Below are 23,288 nucleotides of genomic sequence, written 5' to 3' on the forward strand. Positions count from 1 at the left end.
AATAAGCAGTAGGAGTCACAATGAAACAGAGCGAACATTTTTCATTTGGAAATGAAACAGAAATTGAAGACATTGGCGGCGGTTTAAAGCGTCAAATGCTTGGGTTTAATCAAGAGCTAATGGCAGTAAAAATTTGGTTTGAGAAAGGAGCCATTGGTTACAATCATGCCCACAGACACTCACAAGTTTCATACGTTGTGGAAGGTGAATTTCACTTTAATATCGATGGCGTCACTAAAATTCTAAGAGCGGGTGATAGCTGTATGATCCCGCCTCATGCAGACCATGGGGCCACTTGCCCAACAGGCGGTATTTTAATTGATACCTTTAGTCCCGCAAGAGAAGATTTCATTGAGGGACTAAAATGAAAATAAGAAACTTACGCTGGTGGGTGATTCTACTCATCGCATTAGCTACGGTAATTAATTATATCGACCGTTCAGCGCTAAGCGTGCTTTGGCCTGATATTGTTGAAGATATATTTCCTAATGAAACCGCACTAGAGCGCAAACAGATCTATGCCAATATTTCTATTGTATTCATATTATCTTATGCCTTTGGTCAGGCGATATTTGGTAAAATATTTGACTGGATTGGTACCCGACTAGGCTTTGTGCTCTCAATTGGGGTGTGGTCTATTGCAACAGCTGCGCACGCATTCGCACAGGGCATGCTGAGTTTCAGTATCTTTAGAGCAATTCTAGGTCTGGCTGAGGCAGGTAACTGGCCAGGCGCAGCTAAAAGTAATGCTGATTGGTTTCCTACAAAAGAGCGTGCTTTAGCTCAAGGCATTTTTAACTCAGGCGCTGCGATTGGCGGCATTATATCGATTCCACTTATCGCTTATATGACCGTTTATTTTAGCTGGCAAATGGTCTTCGTTGTCATTGGTTTGGTTGGTTTATTATGGTTAATCCCTTGGATTATCTTAGTTAAAGCACCGCCTAAGTCTCACCCTTGGATTACCGAGGAGGAGCGACAATACATTTTAACAGGTCAGAAATGCACTAACGCTGACGATGAAGTTGATGCAAAAGAATATAACCCGACCACCACAGAGCTACTTTCTCATAAGCAAAGTTGGGGGGTGATTATTGCGTCTGCAGCAATCGATCCTATCTGGTGGTTGTTTGTTTTCTGGATCCCTATTTACCTCAATGAAGTGTACGCCATGGATGTTAAGTCTATTGGGATATACGGCTGGGTGCCTTATGTGGGAGCAATGCTTGGGGCATGGTTTGGTGGCTTACTGGCACAAAACCGTTTAAAAGCAGGTTGGGATACCAATAAAACCCGTAAGCTGACGATTACCCTGGGTTGTTTGATTATGTTGCCATCGCTTTTATCTATGGCAAACCCAGGTGGGCCAACGACCGCGGTAATGATCATGGCGGTGATCTTGTTCGGCTTTCAAACCGCTATTGGTAATGTACAAACACTGCCCAGTGATTTATTTGGGAAAAAAGCTGTGGGTACACTAGCAGGGGTTTCAGGAATGGCTGCCAAGCTAGGGGCATTAGGGTTAACAGCGTTAGTGCCCTATTTAACGGCTGACGGTAACTACACGCCAGCATTTGTTATTGGTGCATCTTTAGCTCTCATTGCCATTGCTGCGGTGTGGATATTGATCCCCAGAATTGAGCCTGTTAGCCCCAAAAGCAAATAGCCTCAGCAAGGAATTAGCTTTAAACAATTTAGCATTACATTATCTAGTAATAAACCTTATGTTCTGAGCAAACATAAAGTGACTAGTTAATTGTCGCTGGGGCTGAACCCAAATAGCCCTTTTTTATTTGGTGAGACCTACTTTTCATGTACTCAACCCCTTCCGAGTATCTGTTAAGTAGGTTAAACCTTTCTTTAAAAATCCGTCATCATTATCGAGTCTGGCTCTGCTCTTCCTCAAGATGGTTAAGGTTTTCAGTATGACTATTGGGCTTAGCATCAACTTGAGCCGGCGGCGACAATAACACCGCTAATCTTTGCTTTAATGTTAACCCCGCCATAGTCACTTCCTTAAACATGTCTCGCCACTCAGCAAAGCTCACGATTATAGGATTAAAACTATTAACCGGCTTGGTAATACCATAAATCACCGTGTCATTTTCAGGCTCAAAGGTGTTAAATAACTTATCCCAAATGATCAGCACGCCTGCATAATTTTTATCAATATATTGTGGGTTACGGCCATGGTGCACCCGATGATGTGACGGCGTATTAAAAATAAGCTCAAGCGGGCCAAGAGATTTAATCGCTTGGGTATGCACAAAAAACTGTAACCCCAAATTAAGCAGTACTACAAATACCACCCAATTGGGGTCAAACCCAATCACCACCAATGGCAGCCAAAACAGCCACATTCCCGCTAAGGGGTAAAGCAAACTCTGCCTAAAAGCAGTGCTGAAATTCATATTTTCAGAGCTATGGTGAACAACATGAGCCGCCCACATCCAGCGCACACGGTGGCTTGCGCGGTGAAACCAGTAATAACAGAAATCTTGGGCGATCATCAACGCAATAAAACAGCCAATTCCCATTTGAATATCAAGTAGCTTCCAATCAAATACCATCAGGTATAATTTTGCGATAAATAATCCGGCTAAAATGTCAGTTAGTTGATGCATTGCGGCAAGGCAAAAATTACACGCAACTTCCATAGGGGCGTACTTGGCTGATTCGGGTAACTTATTGGCTCTAGTGCCTAGATACCACTCCAGTAAAATGCACAGGAAAAATAGTGGCGCCAGCACCAGTAGCAAGATCTCGGGGTGAGTGATCAGTATATTCAAATCCATTGAAAACCTTCTTTATTTTTTATTATTGTATTTTATGAATCTATTTATAAATGCATTAACCCATTGGCGCTAACAGGCTTAGGTTCATTACCACTTTGCAAAATGATCTTCGGTTAATCCAAGTTGATTTTGTAACTGATGCACTCGGCCATTATTGTCGGTTATCTGGCCACTAAAATAACCAATATACTGCCTGAAATTACTTTTAAGAAACCCAAGGTTAATCTTCTCACTGCGACACTTTAATGCGTGAAAGCTTAAATCAATTTGATTGTCCCCCCCGGTGATGTACCAATCATCGTCACTGCGCTGGCGATTAAACTCAAACCTTACCGCGGGCATAAAATGGCGTTCACCATTAATCCATAACACGTTCTCGGTGGCGCCTGTTTCATTAACGCCCGCGGCTAAGTTAAGCCCCAACACACCAGACTCTACTTGAGTATTAATTGACGCCCAGCGCCAGCTGGTTTCTCGGCGCATGTATCCGGCAGAAAAATCATAACTCGCTAAAGCCTGATTCAGCGGCTGCGGTTCATCATTGACCGTTAAACTGCCTGATACTTTTAAACCATTGTGTTTTTGGGTATAGGTCCAACCGTTATAGCCGGTTGGCGTGCATAAACTCATAGGCAAACTTAACATGGGCGCTGTTAATGTAAGCTCAGCCTGAATATTGTCTGCGGCGATATATAACTGCCAGACACCGTCTTTAATAACAAATTCAATCTGAGATTGGCGATGCTTAATGCGCGACTGACCATTTTTAGGTGACTGAGACAGTGACATACCCAGCGCTAACGGTTTTAAGGTTTGCGTCTGTGTTAAGCGATTTTTTTCTATGTCATAGAGGTAACAAAAGCTGCTGCCAACATAGCGAATATCGGCAATAGCCACCCCAATGATATAACGAGGGGTAGTAATATTAATAAATTGAAATTGCTTAAAATCGACATGTTTTGCAAACCATGAACTGGGCTTATCCATGTCAGTAAAGTAACTAAATTGCTTAACACCAAGATCTGCGACAATGCCATCAAAATGCCCATATATAGGTTGGCCGTCATTTTTAATTAACGATTCTGGCGCTAATGCCGAAGTGGGTTGTCGATGATGTAAAGCCATTTAGCATCCAATGAATAATATGATTAGACTCTAACCTCTATACTTTCAGGGCTAAAGTCAATGGTTTGTTACCATGGGATATCACCACTAATCTCTCATCATCATGGCGAAATAATCCAGACTAATAAATGAACCAGTGAAACTGATTAACTCAGGTTATTGGGCTGGCAAGGCAGTAAAAATCTGTTATTCTGAGGCCATCATTTTTTACCGTTTTGTGACATGAAATCATTACCTTTGTTGTTATGCAGCTCGTTATTTCTTTCAGCTTGCGCCAGTTACACCCCGACCCATATTGCGCTTAACCCCAGTGTCCCCCAACCACTGAATCAAATCGACCAATATGCCACTGTTGCGGTAAACACCATTGATGTCCGCAAAGCTAACTTTATTGTTCGCTTTAATAAAGAAGGTGAAGCAGCAGAATTAATTAGCCCAAGTGAACCTATCAGGCAGCAACTGGACAATGTATTTAAGCAAGCCATGACCAAGGCGGGCTATCAAGTTGACCCTGCAGCGACCAATTCGGCTGAATTTCAATTAGATTATTTACTGACAGATGTCACCGAGTCGACTTTCGGTTTTGAGGCAAAGACGACATTAACCATCAATGTGGTCGCTAAAAATCAAACCCAAGAATTTACTAAGATATATAACGCTAAAGGTTTATTAAAGGGCCCATTTAGCCCAGATTACGCCACCCTTGAGCTGGATATGAATAAGCTCATCGATGAACTGACCAGCAAAATTATTAATGATGCTGAACTGCACCATTTCTTACAACAATAACCCAGGAAGAAGCCATGCTTAAGTGGATGTTAGCCAGCGTACTTGCATTATCAACCATGGTTGCTCAAGCAGCCGTGGATATTCAGCCCGATACGCTTTACCCAAAAGTTGAGTTTGATACCAGCATGGGCAAGGTCGTGGTTGAGCTAGATAGAACCCGTGCGCCACTCACTGTGGATAATTTTTTGACCTATGTGGTCAAAGGCGATTATGACAATACGATTTTTCATCGCGTCATTGCCGATTTTGTGGTTCAAGGTGGCGGATTAACCTCGGAGTTTGAAGAACTTCCATCGCTAGACCCTATCGTTAATGAATCCGGTAATGGTTTATCCAATGCTATGGGCACCATTGCTATGGCTCGCGATAACGACCCCCACTCTGCCACGCGTCAGTTTTACTTCAATGTAGGCGATAATAAAAACCTCAATCCTTCCAAGCGCCGTTGGGGTTATGCGGTATTTGGCGAAGTCGTAGAAGGAATGGCAGTACTGGAAGCCATGTCATATGTTCCAACTGGCCATAATGCCCAACTCAATTGGCCTGATGTGCCCGTTAAAGAAGTGAAATTGAATAAAGCGACACTACTGAAACGATAAACCTTATAAATTTCATGGTTATAGGTGACTCATTTACGTTACGTAAATTCATCAATTATTTAAAAAAGCGGCGTTAAATATACATTTAACGCCGCTTTTTTGTAGTTTTTTACAATGCCTAGCGATGATTATCTAGTCATAAATACTGAATTTCATTTTACTTTGTAAATCCGAGTGAATGTTCAAGATAACCAACTATACTTTAGTCTATCTTGTAACAAACCTTATTGGTCAATAAATGGAATTATAAGGACGCTTCTCATGCCAATTAAGATAACAACGCCAAAGACGATGACGCCCAATGATTTTATAGAAACCAAAGCCCCTCAACTGGCGTATTATGGAAAAGCCTTCTTAGATAACCAACTAGATCACCATGAAATCAAGCTCTACATGTGGGATGTATTGGAAGAGTGGCAAGCCGTCGACTTAGATAACCCTCCTGAAACTATGACTCCAACTGATACTGAAAAAGTATTTTGGCATTTATTGCACTGTTTTCATGAATGGCCAGCAATGGTTATCCGCGGTAATCAATATTTACGTCAACAAGTTCACGATTGCTGTGATTACATTAATAGCGGTGGTGAAGTGCCTCAAGGTTGTGTTGGCATTAGACCCACTATTTAGTGGGTCTTTTTAGTTACAACACAGCTTGTTATAAGCGCTATGCTAATTACTTTTTTATTATTTGAATCATCAATATAACCAATGCTCACTCATAGCAGCGTTGAGCTTAAACTCATGGTTTAACAAACCTGAGTATTACAAATACCCTTGTTTATTGACCAAGCTCAAATTGCTGTACTATTAATAACTTGATAATAACTTGAACCATCTAGCGAGCCCGCTTAAGCTAGAGCCATTCTCCTCTTATCTGTTGTCTTATGTCAGAATTATTTAGTCGAACTCGAGAAGCGCTGTCAGTTTATTATCATAAGCGCGTGGTTATTTTATTGTTACTCGGGTTCTCGGCTGGCCTGCCGTTAATGTTAGTATTTTCAACCTTAAGCTTTTGGTTAAGAGAAGCTGGCGTTGACCGCGCCGCCATTGGTTACTTTAGTTGGATAGCCCTCACCTACGCCTTCAAATGGGCCTGGTCACCACTGGTTGACCGCATGTCTTTGCCTATTTTTACCCGATTTTTTGGCCGCCGCCGTGGCTGGATGCTATTTGCGCAGTTATGTCTGGTGGGCGCCATTGCCGGCATGTCATTTAGCGATCCCTTAGTGAATTTAGAGCGGCTTGCCATTTGCGCTTTCTTACTCGCCTTAGCCTCAGCCACCCAAGACATTGTCATTGATGCATTTCGTATTGAATCTGCTCCAGAAAAAATGCAAGCAGCCTTAGCTGCGGCATATCAAGTAGGTTATCGCGGCGCAATGATTGTCGCCACAGCAGGGGCGTTAACCATTGCCGCTTGGGTTGACCCTGGCAATGATGGCTACAATCTTGAATCATGGCAAACCGCTTACTTTGTGATGGCGTTATTAATGTCAGTGGGTATTATTACCACTCTTTGCAGTAAAGAGCCTGAAGTTGACACCAAAAGCGCTGATGAACAAGAGTTACAACTTAAACAACGCTTTGCACAAAAGTATCCGCCTAAACTTGCAGCGCCATTGGCTTGGTTGTATAGCGCCAGCGTATTGCCCTTTATCGACTTTTTTAAGCGATATGGTAAAACCGCGATACTGATTTTATTACTTATATCTTGCTACCGCATCTCAGACATTGTTATGGGAATTATGGCCAATGTGTTCTATGTCGACATGGGCTTTAGTAAAGAGGAAATTGCTTTTGTTAGTAAAGTCTATGGTTTAATCATGACCTTAGTTGGCGCAGCATTTGGCGGAGTATTATTAGTGCGTTATGGCACCATGAAGATCCTTTTCTTAGGTGCATTATTAGTGGCCATTACTAACCTGTTATTTGCTTGGCAAGCTTACATTGGCTACAACATGCCATTTTTGACCTTTGCTATTTCAGTGGATAACTTCAGCGCTGGTATTGCTACTGCGGCATTTATTGCTTACTTATCAAGCCTAACTAGTAGCGGTTACAGCGCAACTCAATATGCCCTACTCTCCTCTATCATGTTGCTATTCCCTAAGTTTATCGCTGGGTTTTCTGGGGTTTATGTTGATGCCTTTGGCTATGTAAATTTCTTTATCGCCGCCAGTTTAATTGGCTTTCCGGTATTGATTTTAATTAGTTTATTACAACGCTATAGCTCGGTTAAACATCAACAAACTGATGAGCCTATACTGTCAGCTGAGGCCGATAAAAACTAATCTATTTAATTCATCACAAGATATTCAGCATAAAAAAAGCCCAATTACATTGGGCTTTTTTATATTAAGAGGCTTATCCGCAGCACAACTTAATGCAGCAGCATTTTACGCTTCAGAAATTTAATCTCTAAAGTTATTAAATTGGAACGGCTGGCCTAAGTCAGCTTCTTTAGTTAAACGCATGACCGCTTGTAAATCATCACGCTTTTTACCTGTCACTCGAACCGAGTCACCTTGAATCGCGGCTTGCACTTTAAGCTTGCTATCTTTAATCGCTTTGACTAATTTTTTGGCGATAAGTGTTTCAATGCCTTCTTTAAACTTCACTTTTAGACTGAAGGTTTTACCGCTATGTACCGTCTTGTCATCCACATCCATGGCTGATGGGTCAACATTACGCTTACTAAGCTGAATGCGTAAAATATCCACCAACTGCTGACATTGGAAATCATCTTCGGCTTTTAAAGTCACCACATGATCTTTGTATTCGATTTCAGCATCTTTACCGCGAAAATCAAATCGTCCCGCCAATTCACGGCGAGAGTTTTCAACGGCATTACGTAATTCAACTTCGTCAACTTCTGATACGACATCCATAGATGGCATAGTCATTCTCCAATAAATTATTTAGGGTTATTTTAACACTCTAAGCCTGTAGGCAAAGCCTAGACTAAAGAGAAAACAATTAATAGTTGGAATTTAATGACTTTGAACGCTGCTTTTTTTATTATTGATTTACTCAAACGACATTGCATCCAGCTAAGATATGTACAGCATGAAAATGAAATTGTTTTTTAGCGCCGCTTTTGCTTTCGCTGTCATCATCATCAGTTACTTGGTTTTCTCTAAACCTAACTATCCAATGACGTTTTCTAATATGGATAAAGTCGGCCATACCGTCAGTTTTTTGGGCTTAACGTTTTTAGCTTATTTTGCCTTCAAGCCTAAATGGTACTGGATGGGGCTGATAATGACTGCCTATGCGGTATTAATTGAACTGATACAATCGCAGATCCCCTATCGTAGCGCCTCTATTGCTGATGTAGTTGCAGATTTAATTGGGGTGGTATTATTTTACTTATTGCTATTTGTGTTTAGAAAATATCAAGCTGCAAAGTTATTCAAAAAGGGACCGCTCAAATCTGCCCTATAGCACTCAAGAGAAACCACATGCCACAGCGCACTAACAGCGACCGCAATATCCTTAACACTACCCAAAAGCCAGTTTTTGATGTTAACGACAACCATGTTAACGATAATCATGTGTACCAGACTGATATTGCGATTATTGGGGCTGGCGCTATTGGCAGCTTGCTGTACTGCCAGTTAGCAGCAATCAAGCAGCCATTACTACTCACACGCAGTCGCTCTGTAGGCGCTACAAGCCATGATGATTGCTCTACAATCACTCTTGAAACTCTTAACGGTGACAGTTTGCATCAGCCCTGTATCCAAGCGAACATAAATCAGCTTAACAAGGCTGCGTTAGCCAATATTAAATTAGTCATTGTCTGCGTAAAGGCTTATCAAGTGACTGATGCTATTGCTTCTATATTGGCGCTTATTCCACAGAGTTGTCATATTCTGCTGCTACACAATGGTATGGGGCCACATTTAGAGGTGTTAGCCCTTCTAAAGCAACACCCTCAACTTAAACTGGGGTTATCTTTAGGCACGACATCTCAAGCGGCGTTAAAACTGGCGCCGATGCAGGTGCGCCATACGGGTAAAGGTAAAAGCATTATTGGCCATTTATCTGGCCCAGTAATGCCTTTAGCAATACAAAACCAATTACTGGCTGCTGTTGAAGATATGTCGGTAGTCGATGATATCGTCACTAGTTTGTGGCAAAAGCTGCTGGTTAATTGCGCCATTAACCCACTGACGGCATTAGCCCAATGTGCTAATGGTGAATTGGCCCAGCCGCAATTTCAGCAGCAAATCGAGGCGATAACGCAAGAGTGCATCATGGTCGCCAAAGCTGATGGGGTTAACCTTTCGCTGCTTGATTCTGTTGCCATCATCAATCAGGTAATTAAACTCACAGCCAACAACTTTTCGTCTATGCATCAAGATATTCATCACAATCGCAAAACCGAGATACTGCAAATTAACGGTTACGTGGTCGCCCGCGCAGCCCATCACGGTTTAACAGCTGCGATAAATCAAAGCATGCTAACTGAAATAACCGCGCTAGAAAGTGCGCTATAAACCCAATAGATGAAAAACCATAGCTATGAAAAAACAAGCCGCTAAACTTATGTTATTGCAGCCCAAAGCCTTATTACAGCCTCAAGCTCTGCCGTTTAGTGCTCGAGTCGGTTTATTCTACCTTGTTGCCGTTATCGCCATACTGGTAAGCGTAAGCTACATTGATCGACCTTTGGCACAGCTTTTACATGATAGTAAGCAAAGCGACTTTGGATTAACCTCAGTATTTAAACTACTGGCAAATACCCCATTAGCCTTAGAAGTATTGGCAGGCGTGCTTGTTTTAACTGGCTTATTAGGTCGTAATAACGCATTCAGTCATTTAGTTAAGCCCATTGTCTTGGTCGCTATTAGCGCCACAATGGTCCGTTTTGGGGCTAAAATTATCAGCGGCCGCACCTGGCCAGAAACTTGGATTAATAATAACCCCTCTTGGGTTGAGCATGGCGTGGAGATGTTTGCGCCATTTTCACTGTCGCAAAGCTATCATTCGTTTCCTTCAGGGCATGCGCTATTTACCTTTGCCTTCGCCAGTTTATTTTGGCAATACAGCCCAAAGCTTTACTGGTTGTGGTTAACAGCCATGGTAAGCATTTTTATCGGCCAATTAGGGCAAAACTACCATTACTTAGGTGACTTACTGGCAGGGGCGGTACTAGGAGTATTGATAAGTCAGTTGGTGAGTCATTATTGCCTTGCCCCAATTGCGGGCACAAAAAATCCATAAATAACTGTCTTTGATTAAGTCATTTTTAACCGCTTAAATGTCGATACCAAAGCTAACCACAAATTGGTATTGAGGAAAAGATTAAATCTTGTGATAAGCAGGTACAACAAGAGGCAAAAAGTAGTCAAGTTTGTTGGCGTTTAGAAAGTATTCCAGGTATCGGGCCAGTCACAGTTACCGCATTTTATGCAGCTGCTGGGGAGGGTAAAGATTTTAATAATGGCAGACACTTTTCAGCATTTTTCGTTGGGCAGCTAGGTGTTCCAAGAGAGTATTGCTGTTGATACCCTTTTGGTCTGGTGTGGGCGAAGCACCACGACCTTGATCTTATTTCAAACTAAAACACTAATAAATCAATCAATTACTCATAATAAAAGCCATTAACTTAAAGTAATAAAATTTAAAACTGACCCCACAAAAAAGCCCTGAACTTAACAATAAAGTTCAGGGCTTTTAAAAGAATCTCTTATCTACTTACTGGTATCAATCGGCTCAAACGACTTAACCAAATCATCTACCGCTTTCATTTGGGTTAAGTAGTTTTCTAATTGATTAAGCGGCAATGCACATGGGCCATCACATTTGGCATTATCAGGATCTGGATGCGCTTCAATGAACAACCCCGCTAAACCTAATGCCATACCGCTACGTGCAAGTTCGGTTGCTTGAGCGCGGCGTCCGCCTGCACTATCAGTACGACCACCTGGGCGCTGCAGTGCATGAGTTGCATCAAAGATGACTGGGTAACCAGACTGCTTCATTTCATCCATACCCAGCATATCCACTACTAGGTTGTTATAGCCAAAGCTTGAACCACGTTCACACAGAATAATGTTGTCATTACCGGCTTCATTAAACTTCTTAATGATATGACGCATTTCATGGGGCGCTAAGAATTGCGGCTTTTTCACGTTAATGATTGAACCCGTTGCTGCCATAGCAACTACTAGGTCCGTTTGACGGGCTAAAAATGCTGGCAACTGAATAATATCAACCACATCAGCCACTGGCTGGCATTGATGAATTTCATGCACATCGGTGATAATAGGTACATTAAAGGTCGACTTAATCTCTTCGAAAATCTTTAAGCCTTCTTCCATACCTGGACCACGATATGAGTTCACAGATGAGCGATTTGCTTTATCAAATGACGCTTTAAATACGTAAGGAATACCCAGTTTTTGGGTTACTTCTACGTAATGCTCTGCAATTTTCATTGCTAGATCGCGAGACTCAAGCACATTCATGCCACCAAATAAAACAAACGGTTTATCATTCGCAATTTCTAGCTCATTTAAACCAATGATTTTATGATCCATAGTCATTTCTCTTTAATCAATACCATGGGATTAGCCGCTGCTAACCCCATTAAAAAATAATGTTATACCGCAAGTATCTGCAGTAACTGGCCACACATCCAAGCCATATATGTGCCTACAGCATAGCCCAATACCGCCAACAATACGCCAACTGGCGCAAGTGCTGGATGAAACGCTGCTGCAACCACAGGGGCTGACGCTGCGCCGCCAACGTTAGCCTGACTGCCCACCGCCATATAAAACAGCGGTGCTTTAATAATTTTAGCCACGATAAGCATAAAGCTTGCGTGTACCAGCATCCAAATAATACCAATGGCGAAATACCACAGGTTTTGCTCATCAGCGAGTTTGGATACATCCATATGCAAACCAATGGTCGCAACAAGGATATATAAAAATGCCGATGCCACTTTCGAGGCGCCCGCAGCTTCTATCTGCTTTACTGGACTAAAGGATAAAGCTAAACCAATAGTAGTGGCGATAACAACCAGCCAGAAGAACTTGGAGGTTAAGCTGTAGTCTTGAGTCCAAGGGTAATTAACTTCAAAAAATGGTCCTAAAAAGTCTGCCGCAAAATGCGCTAACCCGGTAACACCAAAACCTATGGCCACAATCAGCATTAAGTCACGCAGTGAAGGTATACGGGCATTTTCTGCATGGTACTTTTCAACTTTGGCTTTAAGGGCTTCAAGGGCGGTGGTGTCTGCGCCTGTTTTAGCATCAATCTCTTTAGCACGAGATGCCATCAGCAGTAATACTGCCATCCACAGGTTAGCGACAATTACATCTACAGTCACCATCACGGAAAAGATATCGCCGCCCACTTCATAAATTTCTTTCATTGAGGCTTGGTTAGCGCCGCCGCCAATCCAACTGCCCGCAAGAGTGGTCATTCCGCGCCATACTGCATCAGGGCCATTGCCGCCTAATACGTCAGGGTTAATGGCTGAGATAATCAATAACGCAATGGGACCGCCAATCACAATGCCCACGGTGCCGGTTAAAAACATCACAATGGCTTTAGGGCCTAAACTTAAAATCGCTTTTAAATCGACACTTAAAATCAATAACACCAAACAAGCAGGTAATAAGTAACGCGAGGCAACATAATATAATTTTGAGGTGTCACCATCGACGATACCAAAGGTATTCAGTAGTGATGGTAAGAAGTAACACAGCAATAAGGCTGGGATAAACTTATAGAATTTTTGCCAAAATGGGTGTGCTGACGAACTGGTATAGAAAACAAAGCCGAGAATGACGGCAAGTAATCCCAGTGCTGTTGCGTCATTGGTTACCATGGGTGTGGTGGTCATGAAAAAGCTCCCTTGCAAATGCATTTCATAGTGAATTTATTATTGTTATGAATGTACTTTAAAGTACTTATTATTTTAAATTGGCGAAGTTACTGACAGATTAACTGCTTTGCGATAAACAATTCAGGCTCATAAATGAGCCTGAATTTGAATATTATATTAACCACTTAGTGATAAGTCTGTGGTTGTTGACTTAACTCTTTCAGCTGGATTTTGACAATTTCCGTCACCGGGTCGTGTGGACTGCTGTCGATAAAGTGCTGTAAATCTGAAATGGCCACTTTAATGCACCCCAGTTGCTGGGCAATAAAAGCGCGCTCTCGATTTAAGCTCACATCATCAGGATGCCACTGCAGCAATAAATTGCAGCATTCCATCGCTTGTTCAAATTTCTGGGTTACGATGCAACCCGCTTTTAGCTCATGTAACATACGAGTTATTAAGCGTTTTAGGCTGGCTGTTTTTAAGTACTTAGGCTTAAGCATGGCCGAATTACCTAACTCACCACGCACCAGTATATGCAATTGGTGGCGGCTTAATTGCTGCCCCGTTAGCGGATCGATATAAATGACATTATCATTTATATGGCTTCTCACTACGGTGTGCCCCGGTAATAATACCGCTTCTAAGCTAATATCAAGCTGCTTAGCCAGTAAAATTAATACCGTGGCTAAGGTGGTGCTGTTACCTTGACGGGTCATAATGCAGCGACCAAGATCGGCAGCATCAACACTAAAGTAATCATCACGCACACAAAAGCCTAAATCATCATAAAACCAGTGCAATAAACCTTCAAAGCGCTGTTGCTGATCTTCGACATATAAGCTCATCACTGAGCCGGCAATTTCATACCAAGCCCAAAGCGCTTTCTTCTCTTGAGAAAAGCCAAGATGTTGTGTTATTTCAAATGCAGTTTCAGGGATCTTAACTGCATCTTTCATTTGATGTTTTGCCATTAAACTCTATTAACCCATTAATACAACTTGTTTAAAATGAGCCAGCCTGGCAGCTAATACGAGCCATCCGATAGCACCTAAAAAGGCGAAGATTTTGAATAAATTGTTACGGTTACCTTTAAGTGCCATAACGCCCAATCCAATGTAGGCTAAAACTGCAATTAATTTTTCAGTCATCCACTCATCGACAAATGGATATTGTTTGATCATGAAGCACAAGATTAGCCCTGATAACAATAAGAAGGTATCAATGACATGAGGGGCAACTTTAACAAACTTTTTATCCATGATTGGCGACTTGCGCATGTGTAGTACAAAGCGAGTGACAAAAAAGACCACACTTAAAAAGATGAAGGTTAAGTGCGTGTGTTTAACAGCTGGATATAAACTGTAAAAGGTTTCCATTATTGTTTTTCTCTTTGAGCTACCGATAAAATGGCCGCTAGTTTACTCGATCTGGCGGCTTATTAGCAATGTTGTGAAAATCGCCCCATTAGGCCAGTCACTACATGAGTAAATCAGCAACTAACTCAGTATTAACTGGGCAATTAACGCGATGGATCACTGCCAATGATTAACGAACGAAAAAATGGCGGTTGCAAGTGGCTTAAACCTTGTTCCATTGACCTAAGGTGCAACGGTCATTACTGCCAAAGTCTCGCACGGTTGCGACATTGTCATAACCAAGTTCAATGAGCTTTTGTCTTACGACCAGCGCCTGTTCAAAGCCGTGCTCCAGCAGTAAATAGCCACCTTCAGATAAGTAAGCCCGCGCATAGGTTGCGATATGAAATAAATCAGCAAAACCTGCGTCACCTGCGGTCAATGCACTTGATGGTTCAAAGCGCACATCACCCATGGCTAAATGCTCATCGGCTTCGTCAATATAAGGAGGGTTTGAGACAATTAATTGAAATTGCCGGCCTTCAATTGCACTAAACCAATCTGATTGTAAAATTTCAACTTGAGTGAGATTTAAGTTTTGCCGGTTGGCTTTAGCAAGTTCTACCGCATCAGTGACTTTATCAACGGCTGTGACTTGCCATTGTGGTCGCTCAGATGCCAATGACAATGCTATCGCGCCTGTTCCCGTACCTAAATCCAGTACCTTAGCCGTTTCCGCTACAGGCAAATTTAACGCGGTTTCTACTAAAATTTCAGTATCAGGACGCGGGATCAAGGTGGTGGCGTTAACAATAAATGGCAATGACCAAAATTCACGTTCACCAATAATATGTGCCACAGGCACACCTTGCTGGCGCTTTTCGACCATGGCTTTATAAGCTTTGAATTGATCTGTGGTGAGGACTTTTTCAGGCCAAGTATAAATGAAGCTACGCTGCTTATTGATGCAATGCAGAAGCAAGGCTTCTGCATCGATATTGGCCGATTCAGATGAATCAACCAATAAACTGTAAGCCCATTGCAAAGACTCCGCAATGGTAGAGAAAGAAGACTGTGACAAGGTTACTCCTTAGTCGTCAGCTAATGCAGCAAGCAAGTCCGCTTGTTCCTCTTGCATTAATGGCTCAATAATAGCGTTTAAGTCGCCTTCCATGATTTCATTTAAGCGGTATAGCGTTAAATTAATTCGGTGCTCACTCATACGACCTTGTGGGAAGTTGTAAGTTCGAATACGTTCAGAACGGTCACCACTTGCCACTAGATTACGGCGGGTTGATTCTTCTTCGCTACGACGCTTTTCATCTTCAACCGCTTGTAAGCGCGCTGAAAGCACACTCATGGCTTGGGCACGGTTTTTATGTTGCGAGCGTTGATCCTGACATTCCACCACAATACCTGACGGTACGTGAGTAATACGAATGGCTGAATCGGTTTTGTTGACGTGCTGACCACCTGCGCCAGATGCGCGGAAGGTATCGACTTTTAAATCTGCTGGATTAATTGAAATCTGCTCTGCTTCTGGCACTTCTGGTAATACAACCACGGTAACGGCTGAGGTATGTACACGACCTTGGGATTCAGTTTCTGGTACACGTTGAACACGGTGTCCGCCAGATTCAAATTTCAATTTACCGTAAACGCCTTCACCAGTTACGTGAACGATTAATTCTTTAAAGCCACCATGCTCACCTTCGTTGGCGTTCATGATTTCCATTTGCCACTTATTCGACTCACAAAAACGTGAATACATGCGGAATAAGTCACCCGCGAATATAGCGGCTTCATCACCACCGGCGCCGGCACGGATTTCTACGAAGGCATTACGGTCGTCATTTGGATCTTTTGGAAGCAATAAGATTTGTAATTCATCTTCAAGTTCTGCAATGGCTTTTTTGGCTGCTTTAATTTCTTCTTGAGCCATTTCACGCATTTCTGCGTCATCTTCAGTAAGCATTTCTTGCGCTGACTCAAGATCGGCTTGAGCCTCTTGAAACGCTTTAAAGCTTTTTACAATATCTTCTAACTGAGAATATTCTTTTGATAAGCCGCGAAAGCGGTCTTGATCCGCAATAACTTGTGCATCACTCAGTAATGCCAATACTTCTTCATTACGTTCAAGCAAGCCTTCCAGCTTGCGAATAACCGACTCTTTCATTTAGCTTTATTACCTTAATTTTTATCCAAACCAAGCGTGACACGTAATTGGCCTAAGGTATTCAAGTCCCCTTGACGACTAGCAGAAGTTAACGCTTGTGTCGGTGCATGGATTAAGCGATTGGTTAGCCTATTGGCTAGCTCTAAAATCACTTGTTCATTGTCACCACCTTGAGTTAATTTGTTCAAGGCGCGCTCTACTAATTCATCTTTAATTGCCAAACTTTGGCTTCGGTATTCTCGAATACTGTCTACAGACTCTAACGAACGCACCCATTCCATAAAGATATGAGATTGTTCATCGGCAATTACTTCTGCCTGCTCGGCGGCTTCTTTACGTGAAGCCATGTTCTGTTCAATGATGCTGTGTAAATCGTCCACAGTATAAAGGAAAGCATCGTCTAATTCGCCAACTTCTGCTTCTATATCACGAGGAACTGCAATATCAACCAATAGCATGGGTTGATGACGACGTTGTTTCAGTGCCTTTTCGACCATGCCCTTACCTAATATAGGCAATGGACTGGCGGTAGAGGATATCACGATATCGGCTTTAGGTAGATAGTCTGGTATTTGTTGCAGCGTAATTGCCGTTGCATCAAACTCTTCACACATCGCCTGTGCACGCTCAACCGTTCGGTTAGCCACCACAATACCGGCAACCTCATTGTCTTTTAAATGCTTGGCAACTAATTCAATGGTTTCTCCAGCGCCAATCAATAATACATTGGTGGTACTTAGTGATGAGAAAATATGTTTGGCCATGCTGACAGCGGCAAACGCCACTGACACCGCGGCGGCGCCAATTTCGGTTTCAGTACGCACTTTTTTAGCCACTGAAAAGGTGTTTTGAAACAAACGGTCAATAGTAACTGCCGTTGTGCCTGCCTCTTTAGCTTTCGCAAAGGCTTGTTTAACTTGCCCAAGAATTTGTGGCTCACCTAATACTAGAGAATCTAGACCTGAAGACACGCGCATTAAGTGTTTAACGCATTCCTGATCCTCATAGCTATAAATACAAGGCATGAGATCATCATGACTAAGATTGTGATAATCCTCTAGCCATTCGATGATGTCTTCTTTAGTGCCGTTGTTGCAATAAAGTTCTGTACGGTTACAGGTTGACACGATCACGGATTCACCCGAGCTAGTTCGACTAGCTAGACTCTTCATCGCATCGTGAATCTTATCCGGTGAAAAGGCGACTTTCTCTCGAAGATCGACCGTGGCGGTTTTATGATTTATTCCGATTGCTACTAGGCTCATGTGACTCGTTTTAAGTTCTTCGCAGGATCATTAATTAGGTCATTCTACTTAATTGGTAAAACTAAAAACACAATTGGCTTAACAAAACGGAATAATTATCTATTTTTTTTCTAATAATTCTATCTTGTTAACAAAATCATCCATCATTTGACAAAATACACCAAGAAAAACAGGGCTATGTATATCTACATTAGCTAATATTGTCTAGTATAGGAGTAATAATTAATCAAATCAGTTTTATTTATAAAAGCATTTTTACAATCAGCTTATTGCCCAGTATCATGCCTTATCGCTTTTTTATCCCAGTGAGTCCCTTTGCGAATTTTAACAACTTACCTAAAACACTTACTGTTAATGAGCTGTTTATTGTTAACGGCTTGTTCTATTCGTCCGCCGCACACGCTTTCAGAAACACAGGTAAAGCACCCCAGTGACGCCCAAGCATGGGAATTACAAGGTAAACTGGCTTTTCGTTCTAGCAGCGATAAATTTAGCACCAACTTATTTTGGTTGCACGATCAAAGCAGCCAATATGATCGCGATGAATTGACCCTTACCACCATGATTGGCACAACTGTATTGTCACTTAAGTCTGAAAATGGCCTAGCCAGTTTAGACATTCAAGATAAAACTTACACAGACAACAACCCTGAGCGGCTAATCTACCGCGTCAGCGGCATGACCATTCCCATTAATAAATTACCGCTTTGGATCACAGGTCAAGTCGCCCCTGATGATGAAGTGCTAGAATATAATCCAGATGGCAGCATCAAACGTTTTAGCAGTGCTGATAATGGCGGGGATTGGCTGGTAAGCTTTATGAGTTATCAGCAACAAAGCGGTGCTAAGCTGCCCAGATTACTGCAAATCAATCGCGCTGATGTACAAATAAAAATACAGATAAATCAATGGCAAGCTCTAACAACCAATCTAGCACAAACCAATAACTAATCGATATTGGTTTATCGGCTATTGATGATGCGCTGTTATATAAGTACTTATATAGGCACTTCGACTCAAAATGACAAAACCACTTGAATGGCTTTTACATGACAACAAATAAAGACAATTTGGCAATCTCCACTGAATGGCCAGCTCCTGCAAAGCTCAATTTATTTTTGCATATTACCGGCCAACGAGCCGATGGTTACCACGAACTGCAAACCCTGTTTCAGTTTATTGACCAATGTGACTATTTAGATTTTCAGACGACTGAGTCGAAACAAATAAGCTTGCATTCAGAATTATCAAAAGTTGTCGCAGAAAAAGATAACTTAATTCTAAAGGCCGCAAAATCTTTACAAGAATATTGCAATTATCAGGGCGGCGCACAAATTTGGTTACGTAAAAACTTGCCTATGGGTGGCGGTTTAGGTGGTGGTTCATCTGATGCGGCCACCACATTAGTGGCATTAAATAAGTTGTGGGGGCTTGATTTACCCCATGCAACCCTAGTAAAAATCGGCCTAGAACTTGGCGCGGATGTCCCTGTTTTTATTAATGGTTTTGCTGCTTTCGCTGAAGGTGTTGGTGAACAGCTTATTGCAGTGCAACCAGCAGAGTTGTACTACCTAGTCATAGTGCCTGAAGTCCATGTGTCAACCCAAGCAATTTTCCAAGCGCCAGACTTAACTCGCGATACACCTAAATTAGCAATCGATACTTTAATGCAGCAAAATTGGTCAAATGATTGCCAAAAACTTGTCACAGAAAAGCACCCCCAAGTTGCCAATGCCTTAAGCTGGCTGGTAGAATATGCGCCGTCAAGAATGACCGGAACTGGCGCATGCGTCTTCGGTGAATTCGAACAGCAACAATCGGCGCTAGACGCGTTGGCACACCTGCCAACGACCATGAGCGGCTTTGTTGCTAAAGGCTTAAACCTGTCACCTTTGATGACACGCTTAAACCAAGATTAACAAATACCTTCTAGAAATGTTTTTTGCTTATTGATGACAACATCCTTAAGTCACATTTTTAGCCACTAACTTAAAGCCAACACCTGAGGTTCATAAAGTGCCCGATATCAAGCTCTTTGCTGGTAACGCTACCCCTAAACTAGCCAAAAAAATAGCCGACCGTTTATTTTGCAAACTTGGCGATGCAGTAGTAGGCCGTTTCAGCGACGGTGAAATCAGTGTTCAAATCAATGAGAACGTACGTGGTGCTGATGTATTCATCATCCAATCGACTTGTGCACCGACCAACGACAACCTAATGGAACTTATCGTTATGGTTGATGCGCTTCGCCGTGCATCTGCTGGTCGTATTACCGCAGTAATTCCATACTTCGGTTACGCTCGTCAAGATCGTCGTGTTCGTAGTGCTCGTGTACCTATTACTGCTAAAGTTGTTGCAGACTTCTTATCAAGTGTTGGGGTTGACCGCGTATTAACTTGCGATCTTCACGCTGAGCAAATTCAAGGTTTCTTTGATGTGCCTGTTGATAACGTTTTCGGTAGCCCAGTACTGCTAGAAGATATGTTAGGCAAGCAACTTGATAACCCAGTTGTTGTTTCTCCAGACATTGGTGGTGTAGTACGTGCTCGCGCTGTAGCTAAACTACTTGATGATTCTGACTTAGCAATTATCGATAAGCGTCGCCCACAAGCGAACGTAGCTCAAGTAATGCATATCATTGGTGATGTTCAAGGCCGTGACTGTATTATTGTTGATGACATGATCGATACTGGTGGTACTTTATGTAAAGCGGCAGAAGCGTTAAAAGAACATGGTGCTAACCGTGTATTCGCTTATGCAACTCACCCGGTATTTTCTGGCAATGCTGCGAAAAATATCGCTGAATCAGTTATCGATGAAGTTATCGTTACCGATACTGTGCCATTAAGCCCTGAGATCGCTAAACTTGAAAAGGTAACTCAGCTAACAATGTCAGCAGTACTTGCTGAAGCGATCCGTCGTGTTAGCAATGAAGAGTCTATTTCTGCGATGTTCCGTCACTAATCAATTATTTGAATTAGTCGCTGACTTAAGCTATCTGGCTTAGGTCTTTGAGTTAGGTCTTCGACTTAGCACCGACATCGAAAAAGCGCACTCAATCGAGTGCGTTTTTTATTGGCTGTTATTTGGCATAAATCAATCTAGATTAATAACCCATAACTCAGTACCCTATTGGCTATAAAAATAATTCAACAATAAGTCATTACCCATGTTTAAGCCTTTCTCATTAATCTCACTGTGTTTTGTTGGCCTAATCTTATCCACTCAAGTCACTGCGCAGTGGCATCAAAAGAGCTTTGAAGTCATGGGGACCCAAGCTCATGTTGAATTTTGGCTTTCAGAAGCAGAGAAGAATACAGAGTCAAATGAAAAGCAAACTGCAGATAACCTCATCATCGCTGTCGAACAAGAAATGCATCGCATCGACCGATTAATGAGTCCTTATAAAGCAGACAGCGAATTAAGCAAAATCAACCAACTGGCAGGGAAAGAGGCAGTTGTCATTAATCAAGAACTGTTTGATTTGCTGCTTGATTCACACAAGATTGCTGAGCTGACAAACGGTACATTTGATATCACTTACGCCTCAATTGGTTATCAATACGATTACCGCCAAGGACAAAAGCCAGCGAAACCCGAGATAAACCAAGCCCTCGAAGCTATAGATTACCGCGCAGTAACCTTAGACAAATCACAATCTAGTGTTCGTTTTAAAAACCAAGATGTACGGATTGATTTAGGCGGAATAGCTAAAGGACATGCCGTTAAGCAATGCTTAGCCATTTTACAAGCTGCAGGTATTAAGCACGCCTTAGTCAGCGCAGGTGGTGATACAGGACTGCTCGGTGACAGACGCGGCCGCCCATGGTTTGTCGGTATTAAGCACCCTAGAGCCGCTGAAAAAACAGCGGTGCAATTACCACTGGTTAACGAGTCAATTTCAACATCAGGTGATTACGAGCGTTACTTCATCGAAGATGGCGTGCGCTACCACCACATCATTAATCCTAAAACCGGCGACTCGGCCAGAAAAGTGGTCAGCGTATCCATCATTGGTAAAAACTCAACTTACGTTGATGCCCTATCAACAGCCGTATTTGTAAAAGGCTTACAAGAAGGCATGGCGCTAATTAACCAACTACCAGAATATGAAGCGATTATTATTGATAATCAACAGACGTTACATGTATCAGAGGGACTGCAACAGGACTAGATAAGTAATGGATTAATGGTAGGTGCTGGGGGAGCGTTATAAGGATCCACTTATTTTCTCTCACCCAACATATTTTCAGCACCTACTTATTTTATTTTCTTATTCAAAAAATATCAGTCAGGTTATTTGCGACTTAATAGATCTTTTGTTACAACGAGAACCGTCGACTGCACCATTACACCATTATTTTCATGAGAGACAACCACATAATCATCAAGCTCATTTAGCAAAACAACTTTCAAAGGTTTTTCAGAATAAGGGAATTTTAGATATACATATTTACGTAATTTCTTATCAGAATAATCTTTATGATTACCAAATAAATCAAAAGAAGCTGAGTTAATTAATTTTTCAAGAGCAAATTGGGAGTAGTTAATCAGATTGGACGCATTATCCGATGACCAGCTATTCTCACCTGATATAGGGAGTGATTTGCCATTAAAAAAATAATAATCTTTAGTCGATTGAATATCCGATATTGGATCAATAATTCTAACTGTAAGTCTAAATTCAATTTGAGCTAAATTATCAGAATCTAAGATAAGCTTAGCTGATGGTAACAGAATTAAATTTGGTGACTCTGTATCATTTACAATCTTAAGTTCTCTATCAAAAACCTGATTTTGGATAATATCTGTTAATACTTCATCAAACTTTACACTCAATGTTTCATTTTCATTGTCAAATGAAACTGAATTACTTAATTGATCGACTAAGATTCCCAATATACCAAAATGGTTTGATAAATTACTTCTACCAGAAAGAAATACTTGGCTATCAGCTACTAAATAATCACCAGCGGGTATTTCCGTGGTTGTAGATATAGTAGCCGAAGAAGATTGGATTTTTACAGAGCCAGAATATTCAGGGACAATAATAGGCTCATAATGTGTCGCACAGCCAGAAATCCAAAGAAAACAAATAAAGGCAAAAAACCTTTTTATAAACGTATAAATAATATTCATAATAACCTAATATTTGTATTGTGCGCATGCACATTTAATAAACCAAATACTTAAACTTTACTAAAGCAAAGCTATTGATTAGTAAGCACTCTATCAGAGTCCTGTTGGATAAACGAGTATCTATATTTGGAACTGATCAATTGTGATGAAGGTCTATATCATTGCTTCATCTACAAAGTTCTTTTGGATTAAG

The 23,288-nt window shown here is 41.7% G+C and carries 24 protein-coding genes and 1 pseudogene; 14 read left to right on the top strand and 11 right to left on the bottom strand.

Going from position 1 to position 23,288, the window contains the following annotated elements; all coding sequences use genetic code 11:
- Window positions 1-20: 20 nt before the first annotated feature.
- Together Q4591_RS01035 and Q4591_RS01040 are read left to right on the top strand one after the other, a co-directional pair.
- Window positions 21-368 carry a cupin domain-containing protein gene (locus Q4591_RS01035; RefSeq protein WP_102438895.1) on the top strand — a complete coding sequence of 116 codons (348 nt, stop codon included), beginning with the start codon at window positions 21-23 and terminating at the stop codon, window positions 366-368.
- The gene (locus Q4591_RS01040; protein WP_102475577.1) at window positions 365-1,666 is read left to right on the top strand and encodes an MFS transporter; all 1,302 of its coding nucleotides are present in this window, start codon (window positions 365-367) and stop codon (window positions 1,664-1,666) included. The genes Q4591_RS01035 and Q4591_RS01040 overlap by 4 nt, the downstream gene beginning before the upstream one ends.
- Before the next feature lie 211 nt (window positions 1,667-1,877).
- Here Q4591_RS01040 and Q4591_RS01045 read toward each other — a convergent pair whose 3' ends face one another.
- Window positions 1,878-2,795, bottom strand: coding sequence for a sterol desaturase family protein (locus tag Q4591_RS01045; RefSeq protein ID WP_303458908.1), 918 nt, complete (start codon window positions 2,793-2,795; stop codon window positions 1,878-1,880).
- An 87-nt stretch (window positions 2,796-2,882) separates the two neighbouring features.
- Window positions 2,883-3,920, bottom strand: a complete 1,038-nt coding sequence (locus Q4591_RS01050; RefSeq protein WP_102532193.1) for a DUF2804 domain-containing protein — start codon at window positions 3,918-3,920, stop codon at window positions 2,883-2,885.
- 222 nt (window positions 3,921-4,142) lie between these two features.
- Between Q4591_RS01050 and Q4591_RS01055 the strand changes: the two genes are divergently transcribed.
- From Q4591_RS01055 to Q4591_RS01070, 4 genes are all read left to right on the top strand, one after another.
- The gene (locus tag Q4591_RS01055; protein WP_102438903.1) at window positions 4,143-4,709 is read left to right on the top strand and encodes a YajG family lipoprotein; all 567 of its coding nucleotides are present in this window, start codon (window positions 4,143-4,145) and stop codon (window positions 4,707-4,709) included.
- Window positions 4,710-4,723: 14 nt separating this feature from the next.
- Complete coding sequence (locus Q4591_RS01060) at window positions 4,724-5,308, top strand: peptidylprolyl isomerase (protein ID WP_102475580.1); 585 nt, start codon at window positions 4,724-4,726, stop codon at window positions 5,306-5,308.
- A 291-nt stretch (window positions 5,309-5,599) separates the two neighbouring features.
- Entirely contained in the window at window positions 5,600-5,938 is a 339-nt protein-coding gene (locus Q4591_RS01065; protein WP_102475590.1) for a hypothetical protein, read from the top strand.
- 257 nt (window positions 5,939-6,195) lie between these two features.
- Window positions 6,196-7,602 carry an MFS transporter gene (locus Q4591_RS01070; RefSeq protein ID WP_303458912.1) on the top strand — a complete coding sequence of 469 codons (1,407 nt, stop codon included), beginning with the start codon at window positions 6,196-6,198 and terminating at the stop codon, window positions 7,600-7,602.
- 120 nt (window positions 7,603-7,722) lie between these two features.
- On the opposite strand, the gene Q4591_RS01075 is transcribed toward Q4591_RS01070, so the two are convergent.
- The gene (locus tag Q4591_RS01075) at window positions 7,723-8,208 is read right to left on the bottom strand and encodes a YajQ family cyclic di-GMP-binding protein (protein WP_102438909.1); all 486 of its coding nucleotides are present in this window, start codon (window positions 8,206-8,208) and stop codon (window positions 7,723-7,725) included.
- Window positions 8,209-8,377: 169 nt separating this feature from the next.
- Between Q4591_RS01075 and Q4591_RS01080 the strand changes: the two genes are divergently transcribed.
- From Q4591_RS01080 to Q4591_RS01095, 4 genes and pseudogenes are all read left to right on the top strand, one after another.
- Window positions 8,378-8,755: a VanZ family protein gene (locus Q4591_RS01080; protein ID WP_102438911.1), complete on the top strand. Its 378-nt coding sequence runs from the start codon at window positions 8,378-8,380 to the stop codon at window positions 8,753-8,755.
- 17 nt (window positions 8,756-8,772) lie between these two features.
- Window positions 8,773-9,813: a ketopantoate reductase family protein gene (locus tag Q4591_RS01085; protein ID WP_102475582.1), complete on the top strand. Its 1,041-nt coding sequence runs from the start codon at window positions 8,773-8,775 to the stop codon at window positions 9,811-9,813.
- A 25-nt stretch (window positions 9,814-9,838) separates the two neighbouring features.
- The gene (locus Q4591_RS01090) at window positions 9,839-10,540 is read left to right on the top strand and encodes a phosphatase PAP2 family protein (RefSeq protein ID WP_303458914.1); all 702 of its coding nucleotides are present in this window, start codon (window positions 9,839-9,841) and stop codon (window positions 10,538-10,540) included.
- Between the two features lie 68 nt (window positions 10,541-10,608).
- A pseudogene (locus Q4591_RS01095) lies at window positions 10,609-10,779 on the top strand (transposase); the annotation flags it as partial.
- Between the two features lie 231 nt (window positions 10,780-11,010).
- On the opposite strand, the gene kdsA reads toward Q4591_RS01095, so the two are convergent.
- The 7 genes from kdsA to hemA form a co-directional block, all read right to left on the bottom strand.
- Window positions 11,011-11,859, bottom strand: a complete 849-nt coding sequence (gene kdsA, locus Q4591_RS01100) for a 3-deoxy-8-phosphooctulonate synthase (RefSeq protein WP_102438923.1) — start codon at window positions 11,857-11,859, stop codon at window positions 11,011-11,013.
- 62 nt (window positions 11,860-11,921) lie between these two features.
- Window positions 11,922-13,175: a DUF819 domain-containing protein gene (locus Q4591_RS01105; RefSeq protein WP_076543123.1), complete on the bottom strand. Its 1,254-nt coding sequence runs from the start codon at window positions 13,173-13,175 to the stop codon at window positions 11,922-11,924.
- Between the two features lie 167 nt (window positions 13,176-13,342).
- The gene (locus Q4591_RS01110) at window positions 13,343-14,131 is read right to left on the bottom strand and encodes a SirB1 family protein (RefSeq protein WP_102438925.1); all 789 of its coding nucleotides are present in this window, start codon (window positions 14,129-14,131) and stop codon (window positions 13,343-13,345) included.
- Window positions 14,132-14,140: 9 nt separating this feature from the next.
- The gene (locus Q4591_RS01115; RefSeq protein WP_076543121.1) at window positions 14,141-14,536 is read right to left on the bottom strand and encodes a SirB2 family protein; all 396 of its coding nucleotides are present in this window, start codon (window positions 14,534-14,536) and stop codon (window positions 14,141-14,143) included.
- A gap of 202 nt (window positions 14,537-14,738) precedes the next feature.
- Window positions 14,739-15,596, bottom strand: a complete 858-nt coding sequence (gene prmC, locus Q4591_RS01120) for a peptide chain release factor N(5)-glutamine methyltransferase (RefSeq protein WP_102438929.1) — start codon at window positions 15,594-15,596, stop codon at window positions 14,739-14,741.
- Window positions 15,597-15,605: 9 nt separating this feature from the next.
- Window positions 15,606-16,691, bottom strand: a complete 1,086-nt coding sequence (prfA, locus tag Q4591_RS01125) for a peptide chain release factor 1 (RefSeq protein ID WP_076543119.1) — start codon at window positions 16,689-16,691, stop codon at window positions 15,606-15,608.
- 14 nt (window positions 16,692-16,705) lie between these two features.
- Window positions 16,706-17,956 carry a glutamyl-tRNA reductase gene (gene hemA, locus Q4591_RS01130; RefSeq protein WP_102438932.1) on the bottom strand — a complete coding sequence of 417 codons (1,251 nt, stop codon included), beginning with the start codon at window positions 17,954-17,956 and terminating at the stop codon, window positions 16,706-16,708.
- 315 nt (window positions 17,957-18,271) lie between these two features.
- Here hemA and lolB point away from each other — a divergent pair, with 315 nt between their 5' ends.
- The 4 genes from lolB to Q4591_RS01150 all read left to right on the top strand — a co-directional run bounded on the left by lolB (window position 18,272) and on the right by Q4591_RS01150 (window position 22,130).
- A complete protein-coding gene (lolB, locus tag Q4591_RS01135; RefSeq protein WP_241900962.1) occupies window positions 18,272-18,907 on the top strand; it encodes a lipoprotein insertase outer membrane protein LolB in 636 nt (211 codons plus the stop codon).
- Between the two features lie 98 nt (window positions 18,908-19,005).
- On the top strand, window positions 19,006-19,875 hold the full coding sequence (gene ispE, locus Q4591_RS01140) for a 4-(cytidine 5'-diphospho)-2-C-methyl-D-erythritol kinase (protein WP_303458918.1): 870 nt from the start codon (window positions 19,006-19,008) through the stop codon (window positions 19,873-19,875).
- Window positions 19,876-19,972: 97 nt separating this feature from the next.
- Complete coding sequence (locus Q4591_RS01145; RefSeq protein ID WP_076543115.1) at window positions 19,973-20,920, top strand: ribose-phosphate pyrophosphokinase; 948 nt, start codon at window positions 19,973-19,975, stop codon at window positions 20,918-20,920.
- Between the two features lie 205 nt (window positions 20,921-21,125).
- Complete coding sequence (locus tag Q4591_RS01150) at window positions 21,126-22,130, top strand: FAD:protein FMN transferase (RefSeq protein ID WP_303458922.1); 1,005 nt, start codon at window positions 21,126-21,128, stop codon at window positions 22,128-22,130.
- 122 nt (window positions 22,131-22,252) lie between these two features.
- Here Q4591_RS01150 and Q4591_RS01155 read toward each other — a convergent pair whose 3' ends face one another.
- The gene (locus tag Q4591_RS01155; protein ID WP_303413797.1) at window positions 22,253-23,095 is read right to left on the bottom strand and encodes a hypothetical protein; all 843 of its coding nucleotides are present in this window, start codon (window positions 23,093-23,095) and stop codon (window positions 22,253-22,255) included.
- Window positions 23,096-23,288 lie beyond the last annotated feature (193 nt).

The sequence above is a fragment of the Shewanella sp. 3_MG-2023 genome (genome assembly GCF_030548765.1).
Classification (GTDB): domain Bacteria; phylum Pseudomonadota; class Gammaproteobacteria; order Enterobacterales; family Shewanellaceae; genus Shewanella.

Excerpts from the sequence above, each read along its gene's own strand:
- Q4591_RS01035 (WP_102438895.1), top strand. The coding sequence starts at position 21 with ATGAAACAGAGCGAACATTTTTCATTTGGAAATGAAACAGAAATTGAA.
- Q4591_RS01080 (WP_102438911.1), top strand. The coding sequence starts at position 8,378 with ATGAAAATGAAATTGTTTTTTAGCGCCGCTTTTGCTTTCGCTGTCATC.
- Q4591_RS01040 (WP_102475577.1), top strand. The coding sequence starts at position 365 with ATGAAAATAAGAAACTTACGCTGGTGGGTGATTCTACTCATCGCATTA.
- Q4591_RS01150 (WP_303458922.1), top strand. The coding sequence starts at position 21,126 with ATGTTTAAGCCTTTCTCATTAATCTCACTGTGTTTTGTTGGCCTAATC.
- Q4591_RS01115 (WP_076543121.1), bottom strand. The coding sequence starts at position 14,536 with ATGGAAACCTTTTACAGTTTATATCCAGCTGTTAAACACACGCACTTA.
- Q4591_RS01085 (WP_102475582.1), top strand. The coding sequence starts at position 8,773 with ATGCCACAGCGCACTAACAGCGACCGCAATATCCTTAACACTACCCAA.
- Q4591_RS01090 (WP_303458914.1), top strand. The coding sequence starts at position 9,839 with ATGAAAAAACAAGCCGCTAAACTTATGTTATTGCAGCCCAAAGCCTTA.
- Q4591_RS01105 (WP_076543123.1), bottom strand. The coding sequence starts at position 13,175 with ATGACCACCACACCCATGGTAACCAATGACGCAACAGCACTGGGATTA.
- hemA (WP_102438932.1), bottom strand. The coding sequence starts at position 17,956 with ATGAGCCTAGTAGCAATCGGAATAAATCATAAAACCGCCACGGTCGAT.
- Q4591_RS01065 (WP_102475590.1), top strand. The coding sequence starts at position 5,600 with ATGACGCCCAATGATTTTATAGAAACCAAAGCCCCTCAACTGGCGTAT.
- Q4591_RS01110 (WP_102438925.1), bottom strand. The coding sequence starts at position 14,131 with ATGGCAAAACATCAAATGAAAGATGCAGTTAAGATCCCTGAAACTGCA.
- prfA (WP_076543119.1), bottom strand. The coding sequence starts at position 16,691 with ATGAAAGAGTCGGTTATTCGCAAGCTGGAAGGCTTGCTTGAACGTAAT.
- Q4591_RS01045 (WP_303458908.1), bottom strand. The coding sequence starts at position 2,795 with ATGGATTTGAATATACTGATCACTCACCCCGAGATCTTGCTACTGGTG.
- Q4591_RS01050 (WP_102532193.1), bottom strand. The coding sequence starts at position 3,920 with ATGGCTTTACATCATCGACAACCCACTTCGGCATTAGCGCCAGAATCG.
- Q4591_RS01060 (WP_102475580.1), top strand. The coding sequence starts at position 4,724 with ATGCTTAAGTGGATGTTAGCCAGCGTACTTGCATTATCAACCATGGTT.
- Q4591_RS01155 (WP_303413797.1), bottom strand. The coding sequence starts at position 23,095 with ATGAATATTATTTATACGTTTATAAAAAGGTTTTTTGCCTTTATTTGT.
- Q4591_RS01070 (WP_303458912.1), top strand. The coding sequence starts at position 6,196 with ATGTCAGAATTATTTAGTCGAACTCGAGAAGCGCTGTCAGTTTATTAT.
- ispE (WP_303458918.1), top strand. The coding sequence starts at position 19,006 with ATGACAACAAATAAAGACAATTTGGCAATCTCCACTGAATGGCCAGCT.
- Q4591_RS01055 (WP_102438903.1), top strand. The coding sequence starts at position 4,143 with ATGAAATCATTACCTTTGTTGTTATGCAGCTCGTTATTTCTTTCAGCT.
- Q4591_RS01075 (WP_102438909.1), bottom strand. The coding sequence starts at position 8,208 with ATGCCATCTATGGATGTCGTATCAGAAGTTGACGAAGTTGAATTACGT.
- kdsA (WP_102438923.1), bottom strand. The coding sequence starts at position 11,859 with ATGGATCATAAAATCATTGGTTTAAATGAGCTAGAAATTGCGAATGAT.